The sequence below is a fragment of the Hominilimicola fabiformis genome, from assembly GCF_020687385.1.
GTDB classification, from domain to species: Bacteria; Bacillota; Clostridia; order UBA1381; family UBA1381; genus Hominilimicola; species Hominilimicola fabiformis.
In genome coordinates this window covers 17,870-31,353 of the sequence record NZ_JAJEQM010000022.1, presented here as the reverse complement: position 1 = coordinate 31,353, position 13,484 = coordinate 17,870, and the positions used below count along the sequence as shown (strand labels likewise).

13 protein-coding genes are annotated in these 13,484 nt (G+C 32.4%); 4 read left to right on the top strand and 9 right to left on the bottom strand.

From position 1 onward, the window contains the following. Window positions 1-400: 400 nt before the first annotated feature. The 4 genes from LKE05_RS12940 to LKE05_RS12925 are packed head-to-tail and all read right to left on the bottom strand — an operon-like array spanning window position 401 to window position 3,342. Window positions 401-2,299, bottom strand: a complete 1,899-nt coding sequence (locus LKE05_RS12940; RefSeq protein WP_308457114.1) for a DUF927 domain-containing protein — start codon at window positions 2,297-2,299, stop codon at window positions 401-403. Continuing rightward, window positions 2,271-2,882 (bottom strand): CHC2 zinc finger domain-containing protein, encoded by a 612-nt coding sequence (locus LKE05_RS12935; protein WP_308457113.1) that lies wholly within the window; start codon window positions 2,880-2,882, stop codon window positions 2,271-2,273. The genes LKE05_RS12940 and LKE05_RS12935 overlap by 29 nt, the downstream gene beginning before the upstream one ends. Before the next feature lie 6 nt (window positions 2,883-2,888). Beyond that, on the bottom strand, window positions 2,889-3,155 hold the full coding sequence (locus tag LKE05_RS12930) for a MerR family transcriptional regulator (protein ID WP_308457112.1): 267 nt from the start codon (window positions 3,153-3,155) through the stop codon (window positions 2,889-2,891). A 4-nt stretch (window positions 3,156-3,159) separates the two neighbouring features. Then, on the bottom strand, window positions 3,160-3,342 hold the full coding sequence (locus LKE05_RS12925; RefSeq protein ID WP_308457111.1) for a hypothetical protein: 183 nt from the start codon (window positions 3,340-3,342) through the stop codon (window positions 3,160-3,162). 150 nt (window positions 3,343-3,492) lie between these two features. On the opposite strand from LKE05_RS12925, the gene LKE05_RS12920 reads away from it, so the two are divergent. The 3 genes from LKE05_RS12920 to LKE05_RS12910 all read left to right on the top strand — a co-directional run bounded on the left by LKE05_RS12920 (window position 3,493) and on the right by LKE05_RS12910 (window position 7,080). Continuing rightward, window positions 3,493-4,122: a helix-turn-helix domain-containing protein gene (locus LKE05_RS12920; protein ID WP_308457110.1), complete on the top strand. Its 630-nt coding sequence runs from the start codon at window positions 3,493-3,495 to the stop codon at window positions 4,120-4,122. A gap of 15 nt (window positions 4,123-4,137) precedes the next feature. Further along, on the top strand, window positions 4,138-5,520 hold the full coding sequence (locus LKE05_RS12915) for a tyrosine-type recombinase/integrase (RefSeq protein WP_308457109.1): 1,383 nt from the start codon (window positions 4,138-4,140) through the stop codon (window positions 5,518-5,520). Between the two features lie 1,017 nt (window positions 5,521-6,537). After that, complete coding sequence (locus LKE05_RS12910) at window positions 6,538-7,080, top strand: DUF5067 domain-containing protein (RefSeq protein WP_308457108.1); 543 nt, start codon at window positions 6,538-6,540, stop codon at window positions 7,078-7,080. 54 nt (window positions 7,081-7,134) lie between these two features. On the opposite strand, the gene LKE05_RS12905 is transcribed toward LKE05_RS12910, so the two are convergent. After that, window positions 7,135-8,298 carry a copper amine oxidase N-terminal domain-containing protein gene (locus LKE05_RS12905; RefSeq protein WP_308457107.1) on the bottom strand — a complete coding sequence of 388 codons (1,164 nt, stop codon included), beginning with the start codon at window positions 8,296-8,298 and terminating at the stop codon, window positions 7,135-7,137. Between the two features lie 170 nt (window positions 8,299-8,468). Here LKE05_RS12905 and LKE05_RS12900 point away from each other — a divergent pair, with 170 nt between their 5' ends. Further along, entirely contained in the window at window positions 8,469-8,789 is a 321-nt protein-coding gene (locus LKE05_RS12900; RefSeq protein ID WP_022229277.1) for a hypothetical protein, read from the top strand. Between the two features lie 214 nt (window positions 8,790-9,003). Here the strand turns inward: LKE05_RS12900 and LKE05_RS12895 are convergent, their stop codons facing one another. From LKE05_RS12895 to dnaN, 4 genes are read right to left on the bottom strand one after another with little or no spacing between them, the layout of a single operon-like run. After that, complete coding sequence (locus tag LKE05_RS12895; RefSeq protein WP_308457106.1) at window positions 9,004-9,987, bottom strand: ATP-binding protein; 984 nt, start codon at window positions 9,985-9,987, stop codon at window positions 9,004-9,006. Next, window positions 9,980-11,431 carry a coproporphyrinogen dehydrogenase HemZ gene (gene hemZ, locus LKE05_RS12890; RefSeq protein ID WP_308457105.1) on the bottom strand — a complete coding sequence of 484 codons (1,452 nt, stop codon included), beginning with the start codon at window positions 11,429-11,431 and terminating at the stop codon, window positions 9,980-9,982. The genes LKE05_RS12895 and hemZ overlap by 8 nt, the downstream gene beginning before the upstream one ends. Before the next feature lie 3 nt (window positions 11,432-11,434). Next, the gene (locus LKE05_RS12885) at window positions 11,435-12,064 is read right to left on the bottom strand and encodes an MBL fold metallo-hydrolase (protein WP_308457104.1); all 630 of its coding nucleotides are present in this window, start codon (window positions 12,062-12,064) and stop codon (window positions 11,435-11,437) included. 10 nt (window positions 12,065-12,074) lie between these two features. Beyond that, on the bottom strand, window positions 12,075-13,208 hold the full coding sequence (gene dnaN, locus LKE05_RS12880) for a DNA polymerase III subunit beta (RefSeq protein ID WP_022229281.1): 1,134 nt from the start codon (window positions 13,206-13,208) through the stop codon (window positions 12,075-12,077). Between the last annotated feature and the right edge of the window lie 276 nt (window positions 13,209-13,484).

The window sequence follows — 13,484 nt, the reverse complement described above, 5'->3', positions numbered from 1 at the left end:
CCTCCATAACAAATTGCACTGTAATATTATTATAATACCCCCCTGTGTTATTTGTCCATTTCTTAGGTACCACTATAGATTTTTATACCCCCTACATATCTTATAAATTCCAACAAGTTTTTTTAGTTGTTGGAACGTATAAACCGCACCACTAAGCCATTTTTTAATAATTCCAACGTTCCAACGATTTTTTCATATATATAAATATACGTTTATAAAAAAAATGTATTTATATACCATTTTATTTTTTACACGCACATATATATACATAACGTTGGAACGTTGGAATATATATATTAATTATTAATATATATATAAATATATAGATTTTATGCGGTTTGTAGTTGTTTTACACTATTCCAACAGAATTCCAACGAGTTCCAACGCTATTGGAATTTATTTAAAATGGTGATACATCATCTTTTACTTCAACATATTCATCATCATTTAAAATCATTTGTATATAACTCGCTTTACAACCGTAAACACTCATATTATGTAACCATTTTCCTTGAGGTGTTTTTATTAGTTTATTCCGCTTTGCAAGTTCCGGCATAACCGCACCATAATCAAAGCCGGCACGTTGCAGATATTCGGTAAGTACATTTTTATTTATTATCGCAACATCATCTTTTATTTTTCCCCATACTTCCCCATTATTATTAATTGAGTCTTTAAATCTGTTCATATTCTGTGATACCCAATTTACAGCCCAATTATATGCACGTTCAGAATTATCAATCTCTTTTTGTGAAGTAAGAAAAGGTTTAATATTTTCTATGCTTAAAGGTTTCTCACCTTTAAAAATACATTTTTCTGATAATTCATCAGATAATAATAAAAATGTCATTGCCATAAGCTGCTTATCTGTACTATCCGTATTGTCTTTTAACTTTGCAAATAAATCGTCATACCTGTTTTTTAGTTGTTCAAGAGGTAATTTTTTTATATATTCAATATATTCCTTTCCGGCAAAACCATAATTATCCCTTATTATCTGCATTGTAATATGACCGTCATTAATAATCTTACTTTGTGCAGCTATATTAATAATACGGTTTGAAGTTCCGCCGCCGCTATTATACTTTATAATATTTTCTTCTGCTGTCGTAATAAAACAGTTTGCCCAATGTCTAAGCTTTTTTATGCCGCCGCTTGCTGAACCTTGTATCTTTCCTTTACCCTCTGTTAAATTCATTATTAAAGTATCAAAATCATCTTTATTTTTAACGGTTTGCCCCTCATCAATAATAACCGGTAAAGAATAAAGAAAAGCCGCTTTCTCACTTAATGCGTATTCTGTTCCTCTGAATGATTGTATTAAAGCATTATTGTTATATGCACCTTTTCCCCAAACACTTGCAGCCACGCATAAAGCTACTGTTTTTCCCGTTCCTGTTCCGCCCCAAAGGTGAACAATAAAAGGTAAACCGCCTATACGCTCTATAAGTGGAGCGGAAAAACTCGCCGCCATTACAAGCCTTAAATAAATATTCTCACGAAGTAGCAAGCAATGTTTTTGCCATACTTCAAAATTACCTTTACTTTTTAACTGCTTTATAATATCTTTAAAGTTCAATTCACTGTCACATTTTATCTTATCCGAATACGGTACGAACTCATTATTTACCCAACCAAGTCTATTAACAGCTTTATATATTGGTATATTACTACTATTCACTTGTAATATATATTGCAAATATTTTATAATATCCTTTGCGGTATCTGATGTAATATCAATGCTGAAATTTGCAAGATTAACTATTTTAGTATTACTTGCAATTCGTTCACGCTCTACACTTATAAAATTCCACTTATCACCGATTGTATAAGCAATTACTACTGTTTCGGTGTTCTCGTTTATATTTATATATCTTGCCGTTATTAAAATTGGGTGGCTGCATATTAACACCGTATTTATATCACCCTCTTTGGTTTCAATTACTTTATATACTCCCGTATCATCTACGATATAGTTACCACATTTATAATTATTAAATAGTTCGGTATAATCTTTCGGAATATTTTTTATTGATATTTTTCCCGTACACATTTCTAACCTTTTTTGAATTGCAAAATCTTTCTTATAATGCTTTAATGTATTATTAAATTTTGTTTTAACTTTACACTTTTCCGCCGCCGATTTTACAATATTTAAACAGGTTTCAATCATTTCTGCACTGTTTTTATCAAATATGCTATCTAATAATTCTATTACATTTTGTTCTTCATACTGTAAAAAAGCACTTGTAAAAATGTTTTCAAGTTCATCACTGTTTTGTGCTATACTTTCGCTCAATCTTTTTCACCTCTTCCGTTTCTACAAGTCTTTTCTTTTCCTCAAAGTCCCCATAAAGCATAATATCACAATAATACTCTATTCGGTCAATATCTTTTAAAGCTTGTATATATTCACTTTTAAACTTGCATAAACTCATATTATGCGGCGGAATATAATATATTATAATCTGATGTAATCTTCTATAATACGCAATTAAAGCCATTTCAACAGATTTAAACCGCCTCACATATATTTTATTTATTACTCTGTTCAGTCCTTTTTCTATGTACTTTTCTTTTTCCGCCGGTTTAATACTAACTTTTTTATTAAATTCTATACCTAAGTTAAACTCAGTATTTAAAATTTTAACCGCCCCGATAAAATCAGTATTATAAAACATTCTTGTAAATTCAATAACATCTCCACCTATACCACAACCAAAACACTTGAATATATTTTTCTTTGGGTGTACTGAAAAAGATGGAGTCTTTTCGTGATGAAACGGACAACAAGCCTTATTGTGCTTTAAATTTATTCCGGCACGTTCTACAATATCAATTATACTTACATTTTCTTTTATATACTCTGTATATTCTATCATATTAATTTACTCGGACACTTTTTTTATTCCGGCGGCGGTTATCGGTTCGCTTTCAGTCGTTCCACCACATAGATAATTATTAAGTATATCCATATTTATTAAATATTTTGTACCTACTCTTACAGAGGGTACCTCTTTTGAAATTATAAGGCGGCGGAGTGCCGGCTCCGTTAATGCGGTGTACGGGTCAGCTTGCTTTATTTCTTCTATTGCTTGCTTTATTCCTCGCATATGCGGCGGCTTTGTAGCCGTTAAAGTAATTTTACCATTCATAAAATTAAACCTCCTTTTCAACTTGAAGTTCATTAAATGCTTTTAATACGAGCGGTTGTTTTTGAATATTTTTTTCCGAACGTAGCCACCTTGCAAGTGTTATATCTGAAACCCCTACACGTTCAGCCACTTCCCACATTTTAATCCTACTTTCTTTAATCTTTTGTTTTAATTCTGCATTAGTCATTTTTTTACCCCTTTCTTGACTTTTATATTATTATATGTTATATTGTTTTTGTTGTTATATATATATTATAACAACATTTCATAAAAGTCAATATTTTGTTGTAATTTCATTTTGAAAACAACAAAAAGTGATAAAAGGAGTATTTTTATTATGTCTAACAACATTTCAAAAAAAATAAAGGAACTGCGTGAACAAAATAATATTACACAAAACAAACTTGCAAATGATTTATTTATAAAACAACAAACGGTTGCACAATGGGAAAACGGTAGCAGAGCATTGAAAGCAGATTCTATTATTTCATTAGCAAAATATTTTAATGTTTCAACTGATTATTTACTCGGTTTAACAGAAAATACATCAACAAATATAAGTGAAATAGGCATATCAAATAAAACGGGCTTTTCAACTTTAACAGTTGAAAACATTCTTAATTTGTCTGCCGAACATAAAATAATACTTGATAAAATTATAAATGAACTTTTAAAAAGTGACTTATTAGAAAAATTTGAAGAATTAAAAGAAAATAATATAAAATTAATAAATCTTTATCAAACTGATAGTATATATAATAAATTAGTTGAAGATGAAGAACTTACATACAATACAATAGATAATGCTGATGAACTTAATGGCAAATTTATATTTAAAGATGAATATTCAAAGCTATTATTATTTGAGATTAAATATATATTTTTTGATATAATAAGAAATTTAAGTGAATATAACAAAATGATAGAGTTAAAAAAAGACTCTGAAAAAGGCTATAACGAAGATTAAACGGGGGTGTTATAAATGGCAACAGTACGAAAAAGGGGTAACACATATCAAATAAGAGTATCTGCCGGATATGACTCTAAAGGTAATCAGATTATAAAATCTAAAACGTGGAAACCCTCGCCCACAATGACAGAAAGACAAATAAAAAAGGAACTTGAAACACAAACAGTATTATTTGAACAACAAGTACAAAACGGTCAATTTTTAGACGGTAATATAACAGTATCTGAATTTATAGAGCGTTGGTTTAAAGAATATGCTGAAAGTCAATTAAAAGTCCGTACTCTGCAAAGCTATAAAGATTTAGTACCACGCATTACGCAAGCATTAGGACATATAAAGCTATGTAAATTACAACCTCATCACTTAATGGAGTTTTATAATAATCTTACGGAAAGCGGTATAAGACTTGATACAAAGTACAAAGCAATACCAAACCTAAAAGAAATAGTAACCGACGCCGGATATACTCAAAAATCTTTATCAGCGGCGGCAAATGTTGGAGTATCTACTGTAAGGGCTTGTTATGAGGGGCGGAATGTTTCAAAAGATACAGTAAATAAACTCTCCGCCGCACTTAACAGAAAAGATATATTTCAGCCCGTCAATAGTAATAATACACTTGCAGATACTACAATCGTAAAGTATCATCGTATTTTATCATCTATACTTACAACGGCGGTACAATGGCAAGTAATACCGTCAAACCCTTGTAATCGTGTTAAACCGCCTCACGTTGAATATAAAGAGGCTCCCGTACTTGATGAATTACAACTTGACAATCTTATTAATTGTTTAGATAATGAGCCTTTTGAATATAAAACCGCAATAATGCTTGTAATATATACAGGTATGCGGAGGGGGGAATTATGCGGCTTGAATTGGTCAGATATTGACTTTGAAAGAAATCTTGTACACATAACTAAAGCCATTCTATACACACCCGAACAGGGAATTTTTGAAGATACACCAAAATCAAGGCAATCAAGCAGAGCGATAAATATACCGCAAGAGATGATAACACTTTTAAAGCAATGGAAAATAGAGCAATGCAAGCAAAAGCTTTTACTTGGTGACCAATGGAAAAACGCCGATAAAGTATTTACTTCAAGTAACGGTGATGTAATGCGTCCCGATAGTCTTACATCTTGGTTTCAAAGATTTATAAAACGTAATAACCTACCAAACGCACATTTACACACACTCCGACACGTTTCGGCAACTTTACTTATTGCCGGTGGTGTAGACGTTGCAACAGTTTCAAGCCGTTTAGGACACGCAAATAAAAGCACTACACTTAACATATATACGCACGCTATAAAGTCGGCAGACGCAGCGGCGGCAAACTTATTACAAGATATGTTACACCCTCAAAAACGTTATCAAAATGAGCATTAATTCTGTCCTTTATTTGTCCTTTATTTGTCCTTTAAATCTGTAATAAAGGACAATAAAAAGTAAAAAGATATGAAAAGCAACACCTTAAAAACGGCATAACTAAGCCATTTTATAACAACATACAATAAGATACAAAAACCTTTTATATACATTGGTAATGAAGAGGTCGGCGGTTCGACTCCGCTCGTTAGCTCCAAGGAATTGTCCCCGAATTTGGCTATATAGCTTTGTTTGGGGGCTTTTTGTTTTCAATATTATTTCAAATTTGTATTATTATTAACTGTAAGATTAATCATATGTTATAATTTTTAGTGGATTAGCAATTTAATCCCTTGTAGTATTAGAGTGACCGGGCGGTTGTTCTGACTTACGGGAAAGGAACAAATATAATGAGTGAATTTACATTTGCCTTAGTAATTGTATTTTTGCTTGTGTATATGATAAAAAAATAAAGCCGCCCATTCTGATACAATAGGCGACTTTGGTAGATTAATTTCATCTACATAAAAACCATAAAATTTAGCAGAACAACCGTTAAGTCACTCTTTTATCTACTTGTATTTTATCAAAAATATTAATCAATGTCAATATTATTTTATTTCAAATTACCTTTTTTCTATATATTCTATAAATAATTGTTGATTTATGTTCAAAATATGATATAAAAAAAATACCACATTTTTTCTGTTATATGATATATATAACTTTACATTTTTATAACTTTACTTAGAGTATTCAATTTTAGGAATATTCTTTTTTTGCAGTACATATAATAACAGTTTGTGTTTGTATAAAACGCAGGCTTTATATATTGAGATACTGTTATTTTCGCTGCAAAATTAAAGTTTTTCATATATCAGAAAATGTGTGGTAACAAATTCTAAGCCTCGTTTTTATGCGTGGTATAGAATTTTATACCACGCATTTTTTAATATGTGGAAATATTGACGGAAAGGAGAAGCGGGGTGCAAACCGTCATTTGCAGCAAAAATACATATAAAGAGAAAGGATTTTATTATGAAAAAAACAATTTTGTTATTTTCAATTATTTTAACTTTATCATTGTGTTCTTGTGTAAACAGTCAAACTGCAAATACACAAAGTACAACATCAAATCAGCAAACAACAACTGATTCAGTATCAGAACCAACGTCTATTCCTGCTACGGAACAGCCTAAACAGAAAAACAAAGGAACCGTAAGCGGTAAATATGATGTTGAAATAGTAACTGCAAAAACAGCAACAGATTTTCAGGGTAATCCGGCAATTATAGTAACATATAACTTTACAAATAACAGTAATGCCAACGCATCATTTCTTACTTCTGTAAGTGCTAATGCTTTTCAAAATTCCATACAATGTAATGTAGCTACAATGATGCCCGATGTAATGGACGCACAACCGTCATTAGCGGAAGTACAACCGGGAGGAACTATCACATTAGAATGTGCATACAGTTTGCATGATACTGCAAACCCTATAACTGTACAAGTCGGTCCGTTAATGAGTATAACAAACGAAGTAAACGCACAAATGACATTTAGTTTTAAAAACAATTGATAATACAAACAAAAAAAGATGTTCTCGCGAACATCTTTTTTATATTTTCAAAAATTATTTAGCTGTTACAACAAGTGATGTACCGTCAACTGTAGCTGATTCTGTTACTTCTGCGAAAAATTCAGCAGGAACATATGTTAGATCATTAACAATTTCAGGTGCGGCACTTAGTGTTAGTGGCATCATCTTACCCTTAACATAGCTGTTTTCACCAATCTTTAGACTGTAAACACCGTCATTAAGAATAACTGCTCTGTTTTCTGCATCCCAAGTTACTGTGAAACCAGCGGCTTCTGCAACTTCTCTTAGAGGAACCATTGTTGTATTATCCTTTGCATATACATCTGAAACATTCTTATCACCGATTACAACATTTACAAGACCTGCATAGCTTACTTGCGGAGTTTCTGTTACTTCAGGTGCAGCTGTAGGAGCCGGAGTAGCATTTTTTGCAGCTTCAATCTGCTTTAGAGCAATTTCGTTTTTACCAAGAACTACAACCTTTGTAGGTGTTGTTTGAGCAGGGATACTCTTTGTTGATACACCGTAGAATACGATAAGGTCATTCTTATCCAAATCACCCTTATATTCTTTTTCGTCCTTATCAACAATCTTTGTATCGTCAGCTGCTGCAATTTTTAAAGTATTTGCGGCATTTGTATAGCCTTCTTCATCAGCAAGGTATGTATCTGCATTTACATTACCTTCTTTGTCACCGTTGATGATAATTACATTTGCTGTGTACTGAACAGGAAGAATAAGCGGAGTCGGTTCATATGAGCCTGTAAATACAGTAATTTTTGAACCATCAGTCAAATCACTTAGAGCCTTTTTGTTACCCAAATTGTCATATACAAGTGTATCATCTGTAATCTTTAGATTTACAGTATTGTTTTGATCGTCCTTGTTATTAACGTCTGTTGTTGTTTTGATAATTCCGTCAACGTCGCTGTCTGTTTTTACAACTGTTACGTCTACAGACATATAGCTTGCAATTTCAATAGGTGTTTCTGCATCTGTAGCAACTGCATCTTTTTCTTCACCATTCAAAAGCATAATGTCGCCTTGAATTTCCGGTGTCGGCATAGCATCCGGTGCATATGTCGAAACAGGCTTATTAAGTTCTTCTTCTGAAATTTGTACTGTGTCTGCAAAAGCAGATGTACTTGCAGCAAGTGCTGCTGTTAGTGCAATTATTGCGATTAGATTTTTTTTCATTTTTATAATCTCCTTTTTTTTATTATTTGCATTTATCTGTTTGCAATTTATTAGACGTATATAACATCACTTTTGTTCCAAAAAAAATATGAATTTTTTATTAATAAACTTATAAAATCAAAAATAATGACAATACTAAGGTTGTATCAATAAATAATGGAGGCATAAAAATGAAAGGTATAAAATTAGTTTTATTATCATTTATTTCTGCCGCAATGCTTACATCATGCGGTATGAATAATACAAATGACAATACTGCACCGTCACCGGAATCAACGGTAAATACAAATCATGATAACGAAAATAAAAATGACAATAACAATGTTTCAAACGATGTAGATAACGCAGGTAATGCGGCAGGCGACGCAGTTAAAGACGTTGGTGATGCGGCAGGCGACGTTGTCGAAGGTGTCGGTGATGCAGCAGCCGATGTTGCTGAGGGTGTAAGTGACGCCGTAGGCGGTAATGACGCAAACAACAACGGTAAATAATCATTAAAGGGACTGCATAGCAGTCCCTTCATACTGTAAGAGGTTGAGAAATTAGTTTGGATTTTTTGAAAATGAACTCGTCGGCGTACATAGGTACGTTAGAGTTTATTTTCAAAAAAAATGCAAATGCAAGCAGTATATCAAAGATAGGCTTGCTTTTTGTTTTTATTGAATTATAAATATTATGCACGGTCCAGACAATTTATCAATCCTCTTAGCTTCTTCTTAATTTTTGTATACGTATATCTTCCCCGTAAAACTTGTACATCATAAAATATTCATACAATCTTGAAGTAAAACGCATACTGTACATTTTTGTAATTTCGCTTATTTGCAAATTAGTATTAATAATAATCTTTTTATTATTTGCTGTACGTTCGTTAATAACGTCAAATAAAAACGCAAGATTATTTTTATTGAACGGCTCTGTACCCAAATCGTCAATTATAAGCAAATCAGCCTTATATATATTGTCAATAACAGACCTGTCGGTATTTCTGCCGAACTTATAATCTTCATTTATTGAAAACAGTTTTGTCGCTCTTATGTAGATAACCATTTTGCCCTTATCCATAAGTTCTTTTGCAATGGCACTTGACAAAAATGTTTTTCCCAAACCTGTCGAGCCGTAAAAAACAAGGCCTTTGGTTTCATTATCAAAATTATCGCAGAAACGTTTACAGTTATTATATATCTTCGTCATATTATCATACACCGAAACACCGTTTTCACCGACATCTTTTGAATAATAATCAAACGAAAATGTATCAAAATTTTGTGTTTTTATTGTTTCTTCTATATTTGACACTGAATATGCCGCATTTATAAGTTTCTGTTTAAAACACTGACATTTTTTACCGTTTTTATCATAACCTGTATCACTGCAATTTTCACACTTATATTTATATTTATTATAATCGTCAGAAATTCCGTTTACTTTTAACAGATTACTCTTTTCATTTTCGAGTTTTCTTAGATTTTCTTTAAAATCCCTGTTATATTCATCAGCCTTATCGGGATTTTTAAATATTCTTTTAGTATTCTCCATACCGCATTGAAAAATCTCTCTGTCAATTTCAGCCACTCGCGGAATTTTTTTATTAACTTCTTCAATACGTTTTTTTCTTTCATTAGCCGCACTGATACGAAGTTCTTCGTACTCATTCATTATATGGTTTAAAGTTTGTTCGTCAGCCATTTTTTTCACCTGCCAATATATCAAGTATTTCGTCTTTTTTCTTCAATATTTCATCAAAACGTCTTATATATTCAAGAGGGTCTTTAAAATTAAACACTCTCTCAATTCTGTCGTCCATAACAATTTTAGTAGAACCGCCGCCGCCAAGTGCAATAATAGTCTGTTTTTCCTCCATAATGTTTATGTTATATGTACTCATACAGCCGTCTTTTGCATAACCGACATTTTCAAGATTACCCGAAATATTTTTTTGACGATACATATAATAAGGCTTTCTTCCTGTTTTCTCCATATGTTTTTGAGTATACGAAAGCATTTCGTTCATATCATTTGCTTTTGCAAGCTCAGCATCTGAAAATCTGAGTGAAGCCGCTCTTTTTACGCACATTGAATGAACGGTTATATTTTCAGGATCAAGTTTAATTACTTCATCAAGACTGTACTTGAACATATCAACGGTTTCTTCCGGTAAACCGGCTATAAGGTCCATATTAATATTGTCAAAGCCCATTTTTCTTGCCATTTCAAAGCATTTTCGCACCATATCGGGAGTATGCTTTCTGCCGACTCTTTTCAAAGTCTGTTCGTTCATAGTCTGCGGATTAATGCTTATTCTGTTGACACCGCCCTGTTTTGCCTCATACAATTTATCCTTTGTTATTGTATCCGGTCTGCCTGCCTCAAGAGTAAATTCCTTTATTTTTGAAAAATCAAAATTTTCTTTCAATCTGTCAAATATTGCTTTTAAGTGGTGTGTTTCAAGAGTTGTCGGTGTTCCGCCGCCGATATATATATTTTCAACATATGCACCCATTTTATCAATTACTTCTGCAGTTTTATCAATCTCCAAAAGCAATTTATCCACAAACGGGTCCATATATTTTCCGCTTACGCGTATATCTGTTGAAACAAATGAACAATACAAACATCTTGTCGGACAAAACGGTATGCCGATATATATACTTACTGAATTTTCGCCGATTTCGTCAAGCAAAATCTTTTCATTTTTTGCAACCTTATATGCAAGGTCAATCTTTTCATCGGACACTTCATAAATTTTCTTTAATATTTCAACAACTTCACTGTCACTGTATCCTTCTTCCATAAGTTCACGGACAATTTTAGCCGGACGAATACCGCACATTACTCCCCAAGGAAGATTTATATGCTTAATTTTTTCCGCCGCGTGACAAAACGACTTTGTACATGACGCAGTAAATATCTTTTTTATAAACTGTGCTTTTTGATTTTCAGTATCAAAATCATAATAGAAATCGTCAAAATATGTACCGCCGTTATAGATTATCTCCGTATACACGTTTATAACTTTATCCTTATATTCAAAGTTTGAATACACATATATATCTTCGTTCATATCAAAATAAAGCTTATAAAAAAGCTTCATTTCGTAATCACATTCATAACCGTTTTGAATAATTAACATTTTTTAGCCCTTTATATACATATTATACTTTTTCTCGTACCCAACAGAACTCTGTCCGCCGTGTCCCGGAAAAACTTCTGTATCATCATCAAGCGTATATATTCTTGTCTTTATTGATTTTACAAGAGTATCTCCGTCACCTGTCGGCAAATCACTTCTGCCGACACTTCTTAAAAACAATGTATCGCCCGTAAACAATTTTTCATTATTTATCAAATAACATACGCCGCAATTTGTATGACCTGGCGTATAGATACATTTGATATTAAGTCCGTCAATATTAAGTTCTTCATTATCTTTCAAAACAATATCAGAATTTTTAGCCGACAATTCATAACCAAGTCCCGAATACGACAAATTAATGTCCGGGTCTGTTATATTTATGCTTGCCTTATCGCCGGAAACAAGTTTAGCGCCTGTTTTTTCACGGAGCTGTTCCATATCTGAAATATGGTCATAATGACAATGAGTTATAAGCACATATTTTATATTAACTCCGTCGTCCTGAGCCACTTTCAATATTCCGTCACACTTATATCCCGGATCAATCACAAGACCGTTCTTTGTATTTTCATCATAAACTATATAAGTATTTTCATCTGTATAATAATTATTGACTGTCTTAATCTTCATAAAGCACCTCTTAGTTATAAAGTCTTACAGGAAGAATCATATAAATATAAGAATCGTCACCCTCTACGCTCTTTATAAAGCAACCGCTTGTCGGAGCAGAAAATTCCATCTTAACCTTTTCTTCGTCACAAGCACTCAATGCGTCAAGCAAAAATCTACAGTTAAACCCAATCAAAAGGTTATCGCCGTCAAGCTCAACAGGTACTGTGTCATTAACCTGTCCCTTACCTGTTATACAAGAAACGTCAATCTTATCATAGCCGATATTAAAACGTACAGGAACTTTATTTTCAGATTTTGCCGATATATCATCGTTAATCAAAAGCAACGCTCTTTCCAAGCTGTCTGTAATAAGGCTCTTTTCAACAACTACGTTTAACGTATTTACCACCGATATAATCGCGTCATACTTCAAAAATTCGCCGTCAAGCAATCTCGAATAAACCTGATAATATCCAAAATCAAACAAAACAGTTCTGTCCGATACTATAATATCAACATTTTCTTCATCATCTTTAAGAATTTTCAAAAGTTCGCGGAGTGTCATACCCGGAACAACAAGTTTATTGTTTTCAACATTATCATTTATTTCTTCTTTAACAACAGCAAGTCTGTGACCGTCTGACGCAACAACATTAAGATAATTGTTTTTAATCTCAAACAATGCACCGGTCAAAACAGGCTTTTTACCCTCATTTTGAGAAACAAACGCTATTGTCTTTCTTATAAGCTTTTTAAGTACGTCCTGTGTAATTGAAAATCTGAACTTTTCTTCAAGTATAGGTGCGTCCGGAAATTCATCCGGAGCAATACCCTGAATATTAAATTCACTTGAACCGCTCTTTATTTTAGTAACATAGTTAGACGGATTAACACTTATAGTAACATCACCGTCAGGAAGTCTTCTTACAATTTCACCGAACATCTTTGAAGCAAGTGCAATAGTACCGCCCTCTGTAACGGTACATTCGGTATTATATTCTATACATATATCAATATTGTTACCTGTAAACACAACATTACCGTCACCGTTAGCATCAATCTTAATACATTCAAGTATAGGTAAAGATGTCTTTGGAGCAATAGCTCTTTGAACAGTATTTATTATATCAACAAGTTGTGGTTTACTGCATACTAATTTCATTTTAATTATCTCCTTGTGTATAAATTTATCAACATATCACTGCAATTTCGTTTTGCATATATATTTATATATAAATAATATATAATATATAATATAATAGTAGTAGTAGTAGAGAGCGTGGATTGATGGAAAAGTCATTTCAGAGTGCATAGACAAGCCATATTTTATCAACACATACAGTATGTATTGTCGGTGGATAACTTTGGATAATCCAAATCTTATTTTTTACTGAAATTTCCTTATTCAGAAATCCACACGTTATCAACAACTTATCCC